This window comes from Roseibium sp. MMSF_3544, from assembly GCF_030732845.1.
Lineage (GTDB): Bacteria > Pseudomonadota > Alphaproteobacteria > Rhizobiales > Stappiaceae > Roseibium.
In genome coordinates this window covers 62453-78369 of record NZ_JASHKA010000007.1, presented here as the reverse complement: position 1 = coordinate 78369, position 15917 = coordinate 62453, and the positions used below count along the sequence as shown (strand labels likewise).

18 protein-coding genes are annotated in these 15917 nt (G+C 58.9%); 4 read left to right on the top strand and 14 right to left on the bottom strand.

Annotation, left to right across the window (positions count from 1 at the left end):
- Nucleotides 1–64: 64 nt before the first annotated feature.
- Both RBB47_RS11985 and RBB47_RS11980 read right to left on the bottom strand, forming a co-directional pair.
- On the bottom strand, nucleotides 65–1270 hold the full coding sequence (locus RBB47_RS11985; protein ID WP_305986035.1) for an ABC transporter substrate-binding protein: 1206 nt from the start codon (nucleotides 1268–1270) through the stop codon (nucleotides 65–67).
- 79 nt (nucleotides 1271–1349) lie between these two features.
- Entirely contained in the window at nucleotides 1350–2405 is a 1056-nt protein-coding gene (locus RBB47_RS11980) for an ABC transporter ATP-binding protein (RefSeq protein ID WP_305986034.1), read from the bottom strand.
- Nucleotides 2406–2555: 150 nt separating this feature from the next.
- On the opposite strand from RBB47_RS11980, the gene RBB47_RS11975 reads away from it, so the two are divergent.
- Nucleotides 2556–3545, top strand: coding sequence for an ester cyclase (locus tag RBB47_RS11975; protein ID WP_305986033.1), 990 nt, complete (start codon nucleotides 2556–2558; stop codon nucleotides 3543–3545).
- 70 nt (nucleotides 3546–3615) lie between these two features.
- Here RBB47_RS11975 and RBB47_RS11970 read toward each other — a convergent pair whose 3' ends face one another.
- The 11 genes from RBB47_RS11970 to RBB47_RS11920 form a co-directional block, all read right to left on the bottom strand.
- Nucleotides 3616–4026: a universal stress protein gene (locus RBB47_RS11970; protein WP_305986032.1), complete on the bottom strand. Its 411-nt coding sequence runs from the start codon at nucleotides 4024–4026 to the stop codon at nucleotides 3616–3618.
- A 31-nt stretch (nucleotides 4027–4057) separates the two neighbouring features.
- On the bottom strand, nucleotides 4058–5065 hold the full coding sequence (locus RBB47_RS11965; RefSeq protein ID WP_305986031.1) for an Ldh family oxidoreductase: 1008 nt from the start codon (nucleotides 5063–5065) through the stop codon (nucleotides 4058–4060).
- A gap of 51 nt (nucleotides 5066–5116) precedes the next feature.
- Nucleotides 5117–6298: a UxaA family hydrolase gene (locus RBB47_RS11960; RefSeq protein ID WP_305986030.1), complete on the bottom strand. Its 1182-nt coding sequence runs from the start codon at nucleotides 6296–6298 to the stop codon at nucleotides 5117–5119.
- A 12-nt stretch (nucleotides 6299–6310) separates the two neighbouring features.
- On the bottom strand, nucleotides 6311–6601 hold the full coding sequence (locus RBB47_RS11955; protein ID WP_305986029.1) for a UxaA family hydrolase: 291 nt from the start codon (nucleotides 6599–6601) through the stop codon (nucleotides 6311–6313).
- Nucleotides 6602–6611: 10 nt separating this feature from the next.
- The gene (locus RBB47_RS11950; protein ID WP_305986028.1) at nucleotides 6612–7607 is read right to left on the bottom strand and encodes a zinc-binding dehydrogenase; all 996 of its coding nucleotides are present in this window, start codon (nucleotides 7605–7607) and stop codon (nucleotides 6612–6614) included.
- A complete protein-coding gene (locus tag RBB47_RS11945) occupies nucleotides 7604–8374 on the bottom strand; it encodes an SDR family NAD(P)-dependent oxidoreductase (protein ID WP_305986027.1) in 771 nt (256 codons plus the stop codon). Before RBB47_RS11945 ends, RBB47_RS11950 begins: the two co-directional genes overlap by 4 nt.
- Entirely contained in the window at nucleotides 8361–9674 is a 1314-nt protein-coding gene (gene hisD, locus RBB47_RS11940) for a histidinol dehydrogenase (RefSeq protein ID WP_305986026.1), read from the bottom strand. Before hisD ends, RBB47_RS11945 begins: the two co-directional genes overlap by 14 nt.
- Nucleotides 9675–9682: 8 nt before the next feature.
- Nucleotides 9683–11014, bottom strand: coding sequence for a TRAP transporter large permease (locus RBB47_RS11935; protein ID WP_305986025.1), 1332 nt, complete (start codon nucleotides 11012–11014; stop codon nucleotides 9683–9685).
- A gap of 11 nt (nucleotides 11015–11025) precedes the next feature.
- Nucleotides 11026–11541: a TRAP transporter small permease gene (locus RBB47_RS11930; RefSeq protein WP_305986024.1), complete on the bottom strand. Its 516-nt coding sequence runs from the start codon at nucleotides 11539–11541 to the stop codon at nucleotides 11026–11028.
- Between the two features lie 117 nt (nucleotides 11542–11658).
- The gene (locus RBB47_RS11925; RefSeq protein ID WP_371932775.1) at nucleotides 11659–12801 is read right to left on the bottom strand and encodes a TRAP transporter substrate-binding protein; all 1143 of its coding nucleotides are present in this window, start codon (nucleotides 12799–12801) and stop codon (nucleotides 11659–11661) included.
- 28 nt (nucleotides 12802–12829) lie between these two features.
- On the bottom strand, nucleotides 12830–13012 hold the full coding sequence (locus tag RBB47_RS11920) for a hypothetical protein (RefSeq protein ID WP_305986022.1): 183 nt from the start codon (nucleotides 13010–13012) through the stop codon (nucleotides 12830–12832).
- Nucleotides 13013–13142: 130 nt separating this feature from the next.
- Here RBB47_RS11920 and RBB47_RS11915 point away from each other — a divergent pair, with 130 nt between their 5' ends.
- Entirely contained in the window at nucleotides 13143–14201 is a 1059-nt protein-coding gene (locus RBB47_RS11915; protein ID WP_305986021.1) for a LacI family DNA-binding transcriptional regulator, read from the top strand.
- 43 nt (nucleotides 14202–14244) lie between these two features.
- Here the strand turns inward: RBB47_RS11915 and RBB47_RS11910 are convergent, their stop codons facing one another.
- Nucleotides 14245–14799, bottom strand: coding sequence for an RNA polymerase sigma factor (locus RBB47_RS11910; RefSeq protein WP_305986020.1), 555 nt, complete (start codon nucleotides 14797–14799; stop codon nucleotides 14245–14247).
- Nucleotides 14800–15167: 368 nt separating this feature from the next.
- Between RBB47_RS11910 and RBB47_RS11905 the strand changes: the two genes are divergently transcribed.
- Both RBB47_RS11905 and RBB47_RS11900 read left to right on the top strand, forming a co-directional pair.
- Nucleotides 15168–15557 carry a helix-turn-helix transcriptional regulator gene (locus tag RBB47_RS11905; RefSeq protein WP_305986019.1) on the top strand — a complete coding sequence of 130 codons (390 nt, stop codon included), beginning with the start codon at nucleotides 15168–15170 and terminating at the stop codon, nucleotides 15555–15557.
- Nucleotides 15554–15907, top strand: coding sequence for a hypothetical protein (locus RBB47_RS11900; protein ID WP_305986018.1), 354 nt, complete (start codon nucleotides 15554–15556; stop codon nucleotides 15905–15907). The genes RBB47_RS11905 and RBB47_RS11900 overlap by 4 nt, the downstream gene beginning before the upstream one ends.
- Nucleotides 15908–15917 lie beyond the last annotated feature (10 nt).

The following is a 15917-nucleotide window of genomic DNA, read 5'->3' as shown; positions in this document are numbered from 1 at the left end:
TCCCATGAAACGTGCTTGGATAGGGCGAAGGGCGCTTACGCCCTCCGCAAGGACGGTCGCCGGCTTACTTGATCAGGCCAGCTTCTTTGGCCGACGTCGTGTAGGCGCCAGCGATGTCCTTCAAGGTGGTCTGGGCGTCTTTTGCTCCCGTCAGGAAGTCGGCGACACCATTGCCGAGCGCTGTGTGCATCAGGCCCATCTGCGAGCTTGCAGGATAAGGCAGTGCACCTGCTTCAGCCGTCTGCACAACACCAAGCGCAAGCGGACCGGGCACGTAACCCTCGATCAGCCATACGGCCACGTCGTTGTTTTCCTTCACCATTTCCGGTGTCATGCCGTTCATGGCGACACGGAAAGCCGCTTCAGCTTCTTCATCGGACGTGTTGTTAGCAATAACGATACCGTCCCACCAGATCGTCGATGCGGCACGTGCATCCGCGGTCGGGGCGCCGGCCATCTTCACCTTGCCGACAACTTGGGATTCGTTGGCATCATCCATGGCACCTGCGCGGCTCGCCCACAGGTTCGCCATCGCAATCTTGCCCTGCTGGAACTGCTGCTGAACGTAGGTGGAATCGGAAACGAGATATTCCGGATCCATGTACTCGGTCAGCTTCTTGAGCATCTCAAGGGAAGCGACGCCCTGCTCGTTTTCAATTGTCGCTTCATTGTCCGGGCCGAAGAACTCACCGCCCATGCCCAGATACATGTTTACGAATTCCTGGCCGAGGTTCCAGCCGGTCTTCATGGTTGCGCCAATCGGATATTCGACGACACCGGCGTCCTTGATCTTTGCCGCGGCTGCCAGAACCTCGTCATAGGTCTTGGGAACCGGAATGCCCAGTTCGGTCAGAATATCCTCGCGGTACATCAGGTGCTGAGCGTTCACCATCATGGCAATCGCCATGGTTTCGCCGTTGATCTTGATGAGCTGGTTCGGAGTGAGGTTCTGGCCGTATTTCTCCACCAGACCATCGAGCGGACGAACGGTGCCCTCGTTCATCAGCGGAACCAGAGTGCCGTTGGCGACGCCCCCGATCTGGTAAAGCGAAGGATCTGCGGCAAAGGCGGCCGGTTGCTTGGTGCGGAATTCCTGGTCAAGCTCGGCTTCGAAATCGCCGCACTTTGCCATGAACGAGGTAACGGCTTTCCAGGCCTCAAAGCCTGCGGAAAGGGATTTCACCGGTGTGGTGTTCTCGAAATCACAGGCGCTTGCCGCACCGGTGACCGCCAGCGACATCGCGCCGGCAAGAAGCAGTTTCTTCAACATCTGTCAGGTCTCCCTGCTGTTCCATGCGCCGAAGGGCGCAGCTCTGGTTTTTTCGGCGAAGTGCCGGGTCCGGACGGGTTTACGCGTCAATGCGCGCGCCTGTCTCGTGATTGAAAAGATGGCAAATATCAGCTGGAATATGCAAACCGACCGTCTCGTCGATTTCGATCCGGAAGTCCTTGTTTGCCTTCACGGACACCAATGCGCCACCAGCCTTCACCGTGATCATGGTGGCGTCGCCAAGCAGTTCCATGGTGTAGACAGGAGCGCTGATTTCCGCTTCCGCGCTGCTCTCGGCAACAGCAGCATCCTCGGCGCGGAAGCCCAGCGTTATCGGGCCGTCCGGTCCGTTGAGACCGTTGATGGTCACGTTTTCGCCGGTGAAGGTTCCACCCGACAAGGCGCCTTCCATCAGGTTCATGGCGGGTGAGCCGATAAAGCTGGCAACGAATGTGTTTGCAGGCCGGTCGTAAATCTCCGTCGGGGAACCAACCTGCTGCACGATGCCACGCTGCATCACCACGACCCGATCGGCGAGCGTCATCGCTTCGATCTGGTCATGGGTGACGTAAATCGTGGTGACCTGCAGTTCATGCTGAAGGTTTTTGATCTGCGCCCGCGTCGAAACCCGCAATTTGGCGTCTAGGTTGGACAGCGGCTCATCCATCAGGAAGACGTTCGGTTCGCGAACGATGGCGCGCGCAAGCGCCACGCGCTGGCGCTGACCACCGGAGAGCTCTGCGGGCTTGCGGTGCAGGAATTCGTCCAGCTCAACCATCGCACTCGCCCGGCGCACCCGTTCGTCGTGGGTCGCAGGATCCACCTTCCGAACCTTCAGCGGAAAGCGGATATTCTCGTAGACATTCATATTCGGATAAAGACCGTAGGACTGGAACACCATGGCAATGTCCCGGTCTTTAGGGTCGAGATCATTGACGACCCTGTCACCAATGACGATCTCGCCGCCCGTGGCATCTTCCAGACCGGCGATCATGCGCATGGTCGTTGTCTTGCCGCATCCGGACGGTCCAAGCAAAACCAGAAATTCGCGGTCAGCGATGGTCAGGTCGAAATTGTCGACACCGACAAAAGATCCCCAGCGTTTCGACACATTTCTTAGCTGGATTTCAGCCACAGCGTCCCCTCCTCGACTGTCCGCGAGCCAAATTTTGCATTCCTATGCAAATTAGCTAGACACAGAGAAATGACTTTGGCAATGATTTTTTGCATACGAATGCAAAATTGTTGCTATACGTAGATCTCCATAAACCCCACAAGGTTCAAAATGTCCGATTTCCGGCAAGTGCCGCACAGCTTCCTCAGCACCATACTAACGGCGACGGCAGCAGAAGAAGAAGACCTGATTTCCAGTCACTTAACCGAAGACGTCATCTGGGACGTCGCTCATCCCGTCAATCGATTGACTGGTCGGCAGAGCGTTCGGGAGAGCTTTTTTGCACCCCTGAAAGAGGCTCTGAGTCATGTCCGACGCCGGGACGAAATCTTCATCGGCGGGCCCAACCGGCGGGCTCCAGGTGGCCACTGGGTTACCAGCGTCGCTCACTACGTCGGCAACTTCGAAAAATCTCTCTTCGGTGTTCGGCCGTCAAATCATCTCACCTTTCTAAGGTCGGGAGAGTTCTACCGCATCGAACCGGACGGCCGGATTTCGGAAGCCAAGATCATCATCGACCTCATCGACCTGATGCGTCAGGCCGGCCGGTTTCCCCTGCCCCGAATACTCGGCACTGAAATGCTGTTTCCAGGGCCGGCAACGCATGACGGTGTTCTGCCGTCCGGACAGGGCGATGGAGAAAAAACGCTCGACCTGTGCGAGGCCATGCTCGCGGACCTCAAGAACTACGACCCAAAGACCTTCACATCGAACAAGCAGACCGGCGAAGACGGCTACTGGCACGATGACATGCTCTGGTATGGTCCGGGCGGGATCGGTTCGAACTATCGCTGGAGCGGCTTTGAAAAGGATCACCGGGCAGCTTTCCTGACCGCGTTTCCGGACCGTATCGGCGGCAATCATTACTGCCGGATCGGTGATGAAAACTACGCAGCGGTCAGCGGCTGGCCATCCATGACCATGACCCACCAGGCGGACTATCTGGGCGTTCCGGCTTCCGGCAAGTCGCTGACCCTTCGCGTCATGGATTTCTACCGCTGCGCAGATGGAAAGATTATGGAGAACTGGGTTCTGCTCGACTATCTGGATCTCTTTCAGCAAATGGGCCGGAACCTGATCGCAGAACAGGCAGATCGCTGACGCCAAGCGCCACAAAAAGGCAGCAGGCCGCAATTGCCGCCTGCTGCCTCAACCTGTCTCGCGCTGCAGATCAGTCCCTGACCACGAAGACGGAACAACCGGACCGCCGCACCACCCTTGAAGCAGTTGAGCCGAGAAAATAGTCCTGCGCAGAGGGATGGTGCGAGCCGACGATGATGAGATCGGCGTGCTTGTTTTCAGCAAACCTTGCGATCTCCACGCCGGGCTTTCCCTGAACGACTTCGCACGCCGTCTTGCCGTCATTTCCGACCGCATTGCGCAACTTGTCTTCGATTTTCTTGGTCAGATGATTGTCGATCTTCAGATCAACGAATTCCGAAACAAACCCTGGGATGTTTTCCAGAACGGTGAGCAGCGTAATCTGACCGTCGTCGGCCAGAAGGTGACGGGCAATATCCAGCTTTCGGGCAATCAGTGTTTCATGATCAAGCGCGACAGGAATGAGGATATGCTTGTACATCGGTTCAAAACCCTTCTGTTCCGCTGGCTGCTCACGCAGGACCGCCTGCAAGCGGCCGGATCGCATCCAGATATCGTTTTGGCACGTCTATGCCATTCCCGACCGCTTCCCGGATGGCGGTAGCCCTCCGTGTGCCCGGCAGCCGCGCGCTTTCCATGTTTTCGATAAGTCCGAGCAAGTCCTCGAGCCGTGACCCGAAGAGGTCGTCCTGCGGCTTCATCGCAATCAAGAACTGACCGACACCGGGCGGTGGCCCATCGGCCTTGAAGAAGGAGGAAGCCTGATTGCTGAAGGCTGCCCCGGTCATGACCGAGGCGAGAATTTCGACCATTAGCGCGAGGCCCGTGCCTTTCGCTCCACCGACCGGCAGCATTGTCCCGGCAAGGGCAGCGGCTGCATCGGTGGTTGGATTGCCGTCGCTGTCGAGCGCCCAACCTTCGGGAATAGGCTTGCCCGCCTTGTGCGCATTCATGACCTTGCCACGGGCAACCGTGGACAGCGAAAGATCGATCACCAACGGGTCGGTACCGTCGCGTGGCGCGGAAAAAGCGATCGGGTTGGTGCCGAAGACAGCGTCCTTGGCGCCGAAGGGTGCCATCGCTGCGGGGGAATTCGCCACCATGATCGCGACCAGACCCTTGCGTCCCAGCTTTTCCACCTGGATGGACAAGGCACCGCAGTGATGAGAGCGGGTAATTCCCATTATGGCGCAGCCGTGTTGAAGGGCCAGATCTGCCCCCCTTTCGATGACCGCATCGAGCGCCGGATAGGCAAATCCGTTGCCGGCATCAGCCAGGAGGCTGGTTGTTCCGGCTTCTTGGATCTCAACAACGGCATCCGCCTTGATCTTCCCGGTTTTAACTTGCGCGATATAGTCCTCGACGCGCGAAAACCCGTGACCGACCTGACCTTCCGCTTCAGCGGCAACAAGTGCCCTGGCAACAGAATGGGCGGCGGGCTCCGGCACGCTTGCGGCAACGAAAGCCGATGTGATCAGGGCCTCAGCGTCGGACAGACTGAGACGTTCGGAAGCTTGCATGATTTCCCTTCAGATCCCGGTGGCCGGCAAACCGGCCACCGGATCGTTTCCTTAAGCGCTGCGATAAAGCTTGGTCATGGAGAATTCCCGGTGACCAAGGGCTTCGGCAGCAGTGCTTCTGCCATTCGCAGTCCGGCAGATCATGTCAATCAACTCGTCGCCCGCTTCGTCGATTGTCATCTCCCGGCGCAAGATACCGGAAACGTCCACGTCCACATGCTCGCTCATCGTGCGAACCGTGCGCGGATTTGCGGTGATCTTGATTACCGGGACAATCGGGTTGCCGACCACGTTGCCTTGCCCTGTCGGGAAGGTATGGATCACGGCGCCTCCCGCAGCCATCAGGGTCACGCATTCAGCAGCCGCAGACGAGGAATCCATGAAGTAGAGCCCCTTTCCGGATTGCGGGGCTTCCGCGGGATCGAGAATGTCGATGTATTGGCTTGTCCGTCCAATCTTTTCCAGATTGCCGAGCGCCTTTTCCTCGATCGTTGTCAGGCCACCCTCGATGTTGCCCTTGGTCGGCTGGCTGTCGGAAAGATCGTCCGTCTGGTGGGCGAAGATGACATCGTCCTGATAGGCCTTCCACATCTTGTACCAGCGCTCGCCCACCTCTTCGTTGATGGCCCGTTTCTGGCAGATATGCTCAGCACCCGTGATCTCGGAGGTTTCGCCGAAGAACCCCGTGATGCCTTCCGGCAAGAGCTTGTCGTACATGTTGCCGACGGTCGGACAGGAGCCGAGACCGGTGGTCGTGTCGCTCTCCCCGCATTTGGTCGAGATCCAGAGTTCGTTCAGCGCACACTCTTCCCGCTGGTATTCAGACGTCTTGTGCACGAAGTCCTTCGCTGCCCAGGAGGCCCGGCGGATTGTCTCGAAATCACCGTTCTGCTCAATGGAAAACTCCGCGACCGGCTTGCCGGTTTCCCGGATGCCGTCAGCAATCCGTTTGGTCCAGCCGGGCTCGATCCCGATCACGACAACGGCGGCAACATTCGGGTTTGCGCCAGTGCCGATCATGGTGCGGAAATGCAGTTCCAGATCTTCGCCGAACTGCAGCCGGCCATAAGCATGCGGGATCGCAAGCGTTCCCTTCACGTTGTTCGCAACAGCCTCGCAGGCTGCGTTGGAAATGTCATCAACCGGCAGGATCAGGACATGATTGCGGACGCCGACCCGGCCGTTTTCGCGCCGGTAGGCCTTGACCGTCATGTTGGAATATTTGGTGGACATCTGGACGGCTCCTTACCAGCGCTTCGTTTTGCAATTGTGGGTATGGACGTGACCGCCCTTTGGGATATCGGCAATGATCTTGCCGATGTCCTCACCGTATTTCATGGCCGTGTCGCCCTCTTTCAGATCCTGGAGTGCAATCTTGTGCCCGATCGGCACATCGGCACCGGCTGTCAGGCGAAAGGTGGAATTGTCGTGGGTAACACAGCACAGCATGTCAGTGCCCGCTGTCAGGCCTTCCACAACGACCACCCCGACATTGTCGGCATGCTCGTGGACAAGCAGATGGGGGATTTCAGACATGAATGTCTCCTCAAGTGTCTGGTGTGAGTAGAATTTTCGGAACTGCAACCTGCCCGGCCCGCAAGTCTGCGAATGCCTTCAGCCCATCCGACAAGGGGCGGGTTTCGGTCCAGTCAAGCGCACCCAGTCGACCTTCAAACATGGCGCTGGCGGTGTCGCGGAAGTCCTGGGCCGTGTAGGTGTAGGTTCCGATGAAGGTGATTTCCTGAAGGGTCATCCTGCGGATATCGAGCCCGCCCTCAGCCGAGCCGAGACCGATATGAACAATGACACCGCCCGGCTTTGCGCGGGCGGAGGCTGCCGCACGTGTTGCGGCATGTCCAACGCCGTCAACAATGAGATCGTACTGTCCGCTTGCATCAGCCTCCTGAGGGGTCAGGACGTTGACGCCGCAGGCGTTTTCGAGGAACCGTGCCCGCTCTTCATTGGGTTCAACAAGTCGGACATTCCCAATTCCCTGTGCCTTCAGCGAAAGCGCGGCACCCAGTCCAATAGCGCCACCGCCATAGACAAGCGCCTTTGCTCTTTCCGGGTCACTGGTGAGCGCGCGCTTGGCAAGCCGCACGGCATGCCAACCGCAGGCAATCGGTTCGGCAAGCGCTGCCTGTGCATCGCTGACATGGTCCGGCACAACCACCAGATTGTCTTCCGGCATGGCCAGATAGTCAGCGAACCCGCCTTCTCGCGGCGGCATGGAGATGATCTGGCGCTCTGGGCACAGATTGTCCCGGCCGGACAGGCAGAATTCGCATTTGCCGCAACTCACCAGAGGATTGACCGTGACCCGCTTGCCTTCCAGCGAACCGGAAAGCACGGTTCCCGCAACCTCATGGCCGAGGATCAGCGGTGCGGGCCTGCGCGCATCATGACCCAGGAACGCATGCATGTCCGAACCGCAGATGCCTGTGTGCGCAACGCGGATGAGCGCTTCACCGTGTGCGGGAGACGGATCGGCGACCTCCCGGTACGATTGGGCTTCCGGGCCGGTATAGACGAGCGCTTTCATTTTGCGGTGAACCCTCCGTCGACCATCAGGATCTGACCTGTCACATAAGCAGATGCGTCGGAGCAAAGAAATAGAAGCGGCCCGTCGAGATCTTCCATTTTTCCGTTGCGGCCGATGCAGGTCTGCGCAGCGTTGCGCTGCGCGCGCTCTTCGTCTCCGAAAACGGCAGCCGTCAGTTCGGTCGGAAAAAAGCCCGGCCCGATGGCATTGGCATTGATTCCGTCCTTTGACCAGGCCTCGGCCATGGCCCTTGTCATCTGGCCAACACCACCCTTGGACGCGCCGTAGGCGATCCCGCCCGGGAAGGCACGCGTGGTCTGCAGCGAGGCGAAGTTGACGATCCGGCCCCAGCGCCTTTCGCGCATGGCGGGGACAAAGGCCTGAGACAAAAAGAACGGGATCGTCAGATTGAGGGTGAGCGTCACATCCCAGCCTTCCGGCGTGACCTCGTCCGCGACCTCGCGCGTGTTGATGCCGGCGGCGTGCACAAGAATTTGCGGAGGCCCGAATGGCCCGGCTATGTTTCCGGCAACGTTGTCAAGCGCGCCCTGATCGGCAAGATCAGCTGTCACGGCTGCGGTCTGGCCCCCTGCTTCCCGCCTCCAGTCTTCAAGATCCGACGACCTCCGCGCAACGCCGACAACAGAAGCGCCGGCATTCGCCAGGACCGTCGCGGCACGGCGCCCGAGACCGGAACTTGCCCCGGTCACGCAGGCAACTTTGCCGCTCAGATCAAAGAGTGTGCTTATGTCTTCAGGCGTCGGCATCGGCGGTCAGATCGAACGATTCTTCCGGAAAATACTTCTTGAGACGGATATCGGCTGTACGTGCATGTCCTTCCATTCCCTCCAGTCGGGATATGCGTGCCGTCGCTTCAGCCACCGGCTTCGCCCCATCGCGCGTTGCACGTTGCCAGGTCACGATCTTCATGTATTTGTGGACCGAAAGCCCGCCGGTATAGCTGGCGGCACCGGAGGTCGGCAGGACGTGGTTGGTACCTGACGCCTTGTCGCCGAACGCGACCGTGGTTTCTTCTCCCAGGAAGAGCGAGCCGTAGCAGGACAATCTGTCGAGCCACCAGTCCAGATCCTGCGCCTGCACCGTCAAGTGCTCGGGTGCGTAGGCATCGGAGGTCACTGCCATTTCCTCGCGGTCGCTGCACAGGATGACTTCCGCATAATCGCGCCAGGCGGCTGTCGCATTGTCGCGATTGACGTCCGGAAGGTCGTTGATCATTCCCGGCACCAGCGCCATCACGTCCTCGGCAAGCTTCCGGGAGTCTGTAACCAGCCAGACCGGAGAGTTGTAGCCATGCTCTGCCTGTCCGACGAGATCTGCGGCAACCACTTCGGGATCTGCCGTAACGTCGGCAAGGATGAGACTGTCCGTCGGACCGGCGATCATGTCGATGCCGACACGGCCGAACAGGATCCGCTTGGCTTCGGCGACGAACTGGTTTCCCGGCCCGACCAGGATGTTTGCACGCGGTAGTCCAAACAGCCCGAACGTCATGGCGGCGACGCCCTGCACCCCGCCCATGGCAAGGATCCTGTCGGCCCCGCACACCTTTGCGGCATAGATGATGGCCGGATTGATGCCGATGCCCGGACGTGGCGGCGAACAGGCAATGATGTTCTTGCAGCCGGCGACCTTCGCCGTCGTCACGGTCATGATCGCGCTCGCGATATGACTGTAACGGCCGCCCGGGATGTAGCAGCCGGCGGTCTCCACCGGGATGCTCTTTTGCCCGGCGACAAGCCCCGGAATGACCTCGACCTCGACATCCTGACAGGTCTGCTTCTGAACTTCAGCGAACCTTTGCACGTTGGCATGCGCAAATTCTATGTCGCGTTTGAGCTTCTCCGGCACCTTCGCCGAAGCTGCCTCGATCGCCGCCTCGTCCAGCAGAATGTCGCCGTCATACTTGTCGAACTTGGCGGCATAATCGAGTGCAGCCGCATCGCCCCCCGCCTCGATCGTGTCGAGTATTTCCTGCACGATCTTGGTCGTTTCGGAGGCATCGGTCTTGGACGTGCGAACTGCTTTTTTCAGATATTCAACAGTCATGGCTGAGCCTATTTGTAAATCTCGGGAAGAAGCGTTGTCGAGATCGCCGGAACATAGGCGATCAGCAGCGTCACGAGCAGCATGAAGAAGACGAACGGAACGGCTTTGGCAGCGATTTTGAGGATCGACTCGCCCGTCAAACCCGACACCACGAACAGATTGAGCCCGAGCGGTGGCGTGATGAACCCGACACCGAGTGCAGTAATCATCATGATGCAGAACTGGATCTCGTTCATGCCGATATTGTCGGCAAGCGGCTTGAGGATCGGCGCCAGGATCACAATGTTCGGCGTTGTCTCCATGACGCAGCCGGCGGCAATCAGGATGAGGATCATCATCAGGATCAGGATCGCCGGTTCATTGGTGATCGACGTCAGTGCGTAGACGAAACCCTGCGGCACGCCGAGAATCGCAAGCGCCTGGGCGAGCGGCAACGAGAACGCGATGATCGGCACGATCACGCCGTTTACCTTGGCCGAACTCACCAGCATCGCCGGGAAGTCGGACAGCTTAAGTGTTCCAAGGATGAAACCCATCGCGATCGTGATCATCACCGCAACGGCACCGGCTTCTGTCGGGGTCAGACGTCCCGAAAAGATGCCGTAGAAGATGATGCCGGGAACGATGAAAGCATACCACCCGGACTTGAGCGCCTTGCCAAGATTGGCCGCCCATTCGCCGAACGTCATCAACCCGCCGCCCTCATAGGCGTAGATCCGGTTCATGACGATATTTGTCACGAGGATGGACACCAGAATGGCAATCCCCGGGATCAGCGCTGCCAGAAACAGCGTCGAGGCGGAAATACCCAGAACCAGGCCGATAATGATGTAGGCGATCGACGGTGGGATCAGGATGCCGGTACAGGCACCAGCGGCGACAAGGGCACAGGCGTAGGGACGTGGATAACCGCTTTCCACCAGCCTGTCGATGGTCATCCGGCCGACGGCGGCCGCACCTGCGGCATCAGAGCCCGAGATCGCGGAGAACATGCCGCAGACCAGGACGGTCGCAGATCCGAAACCACCCTTGGCCCAGCAGGTGAGCGCTTCGGCAACGTCGAGGAACTTGCGGCTGAGGCCCGTTCGCACCAGTACATCGCCGGTCAGAATGAAAAGCGGTACCGCGGTGAGTGCAAAGTGGTCGATCCCGTGGAACAGGCTTTCGCCGACAAGCGAAAGCGGCAGGGCGCCGGAAATCATCAGCATGGCGATGGCGGCGGCCCCGATGGCGGCCCAAACGGGCACTGCGAGGGCGACTAGGCCGACAAATATCAGGACGGGAGCATAAAAGGACCAGCCCAGTTCGACTGTTTGTTGCTGTAGTTGTTGCCAGAGCATTGTCGCCTCCCTCAGTCGAACAGCTTGTCGCCTTCGTAGACGGGACGGCCGTCACGAAAGTCGCGCACATCGCGCAGGAGGGACTGGGCCAGCCGGAACAGGACCAGGGCGAAACCGAAGGGAACCGCGGACAGGAACCAGACCTGGGAGATCCGAAGCCCGTGAGTGACGGAGCCGAATTTTGCGGAGACCAGAACGGTTTCCAGTGACCAGTAGAAAGCGATCACTGCGACGAAGGCCATGACGAGGTCGCCGAAAATGTAAAGCAGGGCTTTCACGCGCGGCCCGACATATTGCATCAGGACGTCGATGCGGATGTGCCCACGCTCCTTTACCGCCGCCGCAGCGCCGATCCAGGCCAGGTAAATGAAGGAGTAGCGGACGATTTCCTCGCCCCAGATCGACGAATACGCAAAGACTTCGCGCCGGACCACTTCAACGAACATGGTCATGACGAGCATGACGTAGAAGACCAGCAACAGCCAACGTTCGCCGTTCCGGTCCAGGGCTTGAATGACATTCGACATGGGCACTCCTCTGCCGTTCCCATCAGACAAGGGTCTGATGCGGCGGTCGCGCGAATTGGATGATTGAAATCAGGTCCGGTACCGGCGCCGAAAGGCGCCGGCCGGTTGACGCAAGGCTTATGCGTCGTGGACGTAATAGCGGCCCATGGTGTTGGCGGCTTCTTCAAGGCGGCCGAACGCTTCCATCGAACCGGCCAGTTCAACCTTGAACTGATCCCATTCTTCGCGCTGATAACCGCCGGCTGCCTTCCATTCGTTCAGCTGATCTTCCGTCAGCGAATGGAACTCCACGCCAGACTTCACAAGCTCGGACATTGCGTAAGCCCGTGCCGCCGGAACCTTGGCCAGGTTTTGCTGCGCGGTGATTTCACCGGCAAACTCGATGCCTTCCTGCACATCTGCCGGCAGCGAATTGAACCACTCCAGGTTCATGGAATAGACCTGACTGTCCGGCACCGCCTGGGTGAAGGTGACGTTGCTCAGGATATCCTTGAAGCCGAAGACATAGAGCGCACCGACGGACGGATCGAGCGCATCGGCAACACCCTGCTTGATCGCGGACGGGGTTTCGCCCCAGGCCACAGGCGTCGGGTTGGCTCCGACCATGCGGTAGTATTGCTGCAGCATGGCGGATCCCGGTACGCGGAACTTCACGCCGGAGAGGTCGCCAGGTGTAATCACCTTGTTACCGCCCTTGCGCACGGCAACCACGCGCGGGTCGATCACCACATAAAACAGAGCCTTGAAGCCTGACGCTTCGATCTTGGGGTGAACTTCCTTCTTCCAGGCTTCAGACGTCACCAGGTTGGTGAACCGCTGATTGGACCCGCAGAAATACGGCATGTTGATGAGGTCGACAGCCGACGCGAAAGGCGCAAAGTTGGACAGCGAATGCTGGGCCGCCTGAATGGTGCCGCCCTGCACGGCCTGGGCAAGTGCACCGCCTGCGCCGAGCTGCCCGCCGGGGGCGAGTTTGACGTAGACCTTGCCGTTGGTTGCGTTCTGAATGTTCTCCTTCAGGTCAAGCTGCATGATCGGATAGCTGCGCGACGCACCCAGCACGTAGGCTGTTGCGAGCGTCATGATATGGTCTGCCCCCTGCTCGCGGGCCCGCTCTTCCTGTGCGGTCTGCGCGACAGCTTCGTCTGACCACAGCACACCTGCGGCACCTGCAACAACAGCCGCCGTGAAACCACCGGCGCTGGCCAGCTTCAGGAAATTGCGGCGCTCGACAGAGGCCAGGTCTTCAGTCTTTTTCATCATTTCCTCCCAAAAATCCGAATCTGATCTAGGTTTTGTCGGTTCGCTTTTGCGCCTCTTTTTTCAGGACAGATGCGGTAAACGCGATAGACACGGCGAACAGCAGAATCATCTCGCCGACGTTGCCTAACGGCGGCGACCCACCAAAAGAACCGATTGAAACGTTGATCACGAAAGCGGCAAACAGAACGGCCGCCAGAACCAAAAGCATGATCACCTCCCAACGATCAATTAACTTGGTCAGCAAAAATGTAAGCGCTTACATTTTTCAATGCAAGCGAAAAAAATATTCTCTGGAGCTGGAAATGACGGTAATTCAGGTTCACTGATGGAATAACCGAGTGGCTTACACATCATCCGGGCAGATGGAACAGACAACAAAACAGCCGACCAGCGAGGTCCCGAAGCTTGCAGATGTTGCCGCTGCCGCCGGTGTTTCGACGGCAACCGTATCCAGATGCCTGAACACCCCGGACAGGGTGACGAAAAAGACTCTTAAGATCGTCATGGATGCGGTCGACAGGCTTGGGTATTCGCCCAATTACAGCGCACGCGCCCTCGCCGCCGGACGCACCAACACCTTCGGCGCGATCATCCCGACCATGGAAAACGCGATTTTCGCACGCGGCATCCAGGCGTTTCAGGAAGAACTGCAGGAGAACGGATGCACGCTTCTGGTCGCCAGTTCGTCATACCGTGAAGACCTGGAAGAAGAACAGATCAGAACGCTGACGGTGCGCGGCGCAGACGCCTTGCTTTTGATCGGGTACCAGCGCGATCGGCGTGTTTACGAATTTCTGGAAAAGCGCAAGATCCCGGCGGTGATGACCTGGGTTTCCGACCCGGAAAAAAATCTCCTGTCCGTTGGTTTCAACAACCGAAAAGCCATGAAATTGCTGGCAGACCTTGTCCTTGAAAAAGGGCATACGTCCATCGGCTGCATTTCGGCAGAAACGGCTCCCAACGACCGTGCCAGGGACCGTGTCCATGGCATTCGCGATGCCATGCAGGCCGCCGGTCTCGATCCGGCGGCATTGATGGTCGAGGAAACCCAGTACTCGATAGAAAACGGCGACATCGCCTTTCGCAAGCTGATGTCGGGTCCTGTCCGTCCAACAGCCGTTATGTGCGGCAACGACGTGCTTGCCGTCGGGGCGCTCCGGGCCGCGTCCGCATTGAACATGCGCATTCCACAGGACGTTTCCATAACCGGCTTCGACGACATCGAACTGGCCAGCGTTGCACCGGTGCCGCTGACGACCGTTCACGTTCCCCACCGCCGAATGGGTCAGTTCGCCGCCAAGGCACTTATGGCCGCCCTGAATGGCGAGGAACCAGACAGCGTCGAGTTGCCAACCAACATCTGCATTCGGGACACGCTGGGAGCGGCGCCACGCTGACACAGTGCCTGATCGTCCTTAGTGCGCGAAATGCTGACCGCTTTCAGCTCTCGCAACAGCCCTCGTAAGCGCATTTGCAATCGTTGCAGCTGCTCGGACTTGTTACGCCGCAGTGCTCCTGCAGCCGTTTTTTGAGCGCTGCGCGTGCTCTGTGGAGCCGCACCGTTGCGTTGTTGACGGAAATATTGAGAGCCTCTGCCGCCTGGTTGAGTGATTTACCGGAAATGTCGACGAGGTCGAGGATCGAAGCGTAGTTGCTGCCGAGCTGCCGAGCGAGCGCGACACTGCAGCCACAAACGGGTTTGTCCCGGCTCTCGACAGGTTCGTCCTCGACTGCCATTGCCTCGCGCAAGCGCCGCTCGCTCGCATTCTTGCGGCTGAGGTCGATCGCGACATTGGCGTGAACGCGATAAAGCCAACGCAGAACCAACGCCGGGTCCCGAAGGTCCCCGGCCCTTTCAATGGCACGCAGCGCCGCAAGTTGAAGCACGTCTTCCACGTCGCCCGGAGGCACCCGGGACGACACATACCGCATCAAGTCCCCCCGATGGGACCGCAATGCGGAGGCAACGCACGCATTTGGATCAAACTCCGGCATAGCCAGAATCTAGCTCATTTCGCCCTGTTTGGACACCCGCACTCAGGCCCGCAAGTACAGTCCTTGCAGGTGCACTTGTCACCGCAACAACACCCCTGGTCCCCGGGCGTTCTCTGCGCGCAATTGCAGGAAGGGGGGCAATTCTCGCAGGCGCATGACTTGGAACCGGCCATTGGTTTCTCCGTGGTTTTTTGGTGTACCTGGTCATATGACGGACGCCGGAGCGCGATCCTTACACTTTCCGCAAAGAAATTTTTCAGCCCCGACCCGAGATCGGAGGAGACGATTTCGATCGAGGCTCCGATTTTGCTTGAGAGACAGCTTTGCCTATGACATTCTATCAATCCATTGAATGACAGAATAATGAGATGACCGATCATTCTGACGTACCGAGCTGCGACGAAAGCAGTCACCAGAAACGCCCGCCCCTGACCTTGCCTGCAATGGCGACCGTCGAAAGCGCGGCCATGATGCTACGCGCTGCAGGAGATACGGCGCGCCTGCGCATCCTGGTGTTGCTGGCAAGTGGCGAAAGATGCGTCACCGAGCTGGCGGCAGAAGAAGATGAGAAAGTCGCAACGGTATCCGCACGTCTCAAACTTCTTCATTCAGCCCGGCTTGTGACGCGGCGGCGTGAAGCCAAACACATCTACTACGCGCTTGCAGACCATCACGTGGCGCATCTTTTGCGCGACATTCTGGACCATGCGGCTGAAGACACCGCGACAGATTTGGAAGACCAAGGAGAGAATTCATGACCAGCGACCACAACGACGACCCCAACCACGATCACGTGCACGGACCCAATTGCGGCCACACCGGCATTCGCCACGGAGACCATGTCGACTATCTCCACGACGGTCACCTTCATCACCAGGATGGAGATCACGTGGAAGAACATGTCATAGAGGTCTCAGCGACCAATCCCGGCGGATGCGCTCCGGTTGGCTCCAGTGAACTTGGCCACGATCCGGATCACGTTCATGGCCCTGGCTGTGGCCACGAAGCAGTGCCACATGGCGACCATATCTGCTACCTGGTGAACGGCCGCCTGCATCACCCGCATAACGGTCACTGTGACGATCACGGCCCGGTCGAGGTCGTCTGACTGCTTTTCG

Bases quoted from the DNA above. Each gene is read 5' to 3' on its own strand.
- RBB47_RS11985 (WP_305986035.1), bottom strand. From the start codon at position 1,270: ATGTTGAAGAAACTGCTTCTTGCCGGCGCGATGTCGCTGGCGGTCACC.
- RBB47_RS11975 (WP_305986033.1), top strand. From the start codon at position 2,556: ATGTCCGATTTCCGGCAAGTGCCGCACAGCTTCCTCAGCACCATACTA.
- RBB47_RS11970 (WP_305986032.1), bottom strand. From the start codon at position 4,026: ATGTACAAGCATATCCTCATTCCTGTCGCGCTTGATCATGAAACACTG.
- RBB47_RS11965 (WP_305986031.1), bottom strand. From the start codon at position 5,065: ATGCAAGCTTCCGAACGTCTCAGTCTGTCCGACGCTGAGGCCCTGATC.
- RBB47_RS11960 (WP_305986030.1), bottom strand. From the start codon at position 6,298: ATGTCCACCAAATATTCCAACATGACGGTCAAGGCCTACCGGCGCGAA.
- RBB47_RS11955 (WP_305986029.1), bottom strand. From the start codon at position 6,601: ATGTCTGAAATCCCCCATCTGCTTGTCCACGAGCATGCCGACAATGTC.
- RBB47_RS11950 (WP_305986028.1), bottom strand. From the start codon at position 7,607: ATGAAAGCGCTCGTCTATACCGGCCCGGAAGCCCAATCGTACCGGGAG.
- RBB47_RS11945 (WP_305986027.1), bottom strand. From the start codon at position 8,374: ATGCCGACGCCTGAAGACATAAGCACACTCTTTGATCTGAGCGGCAAA.
- hisD (WP_305986026.1), bottom strand. From the start codon at position 9,674: ATGACTGTTGAATATCTGAAAAAAGCAGTTCGCACGTCCAAGACCGAT.
- RBB47_RS11935 (WP_305986025.1), bottom strand. From the start codon at position 11,014: ATGCTCTGGCAACAACTACAGCAACAAACAGTCGAACTGGGCTGGTCC.
- RBB47_RS11930 (WP_305986024.1), bottom strand. From the start codon at position 11,541: ATGTCGAATGTCATTCAAGCCCTGGACCGGAACGGCGAACGTTGGCTG.
- RBB47_RS11925 (WP_371932775.1), bottom strand. From the start codon at position 12,801: ATGAAAAAGACTGAAGACCTGGCCTCTGTCGAGCGCCGCAATTTCCTG.
- RBB47_RS11920 (WP_305986022.1), bottom strand. From the start codon at position 13,012: ATGCTTTTGGTTCTGGCGGCCGTTCTGTTTGCCGCTTTCGTGATCAAC.
- RBB47_RS11910 (WP_305986020.1), bottom strand. From the start codon at position 14,799: ATGCCGGAGTTTGATCCAAATGCGTGCGTTGCCTCCGCATTGCGGTCC.
- RBB47_RS11905 (WP_305986019.1), top strand. From the start codon at position 15,168: ATGACCGATCATTCTGACGTACCGAGCTGCGACGAAAGCAGTCACCAG.
- RBB47_RS11900 (WP_305986018.1), top strand. From the start codon at position 15,554: ATGACCAGCGACCACAACGACGACCCCAACCACGATCACGTGCACGGA.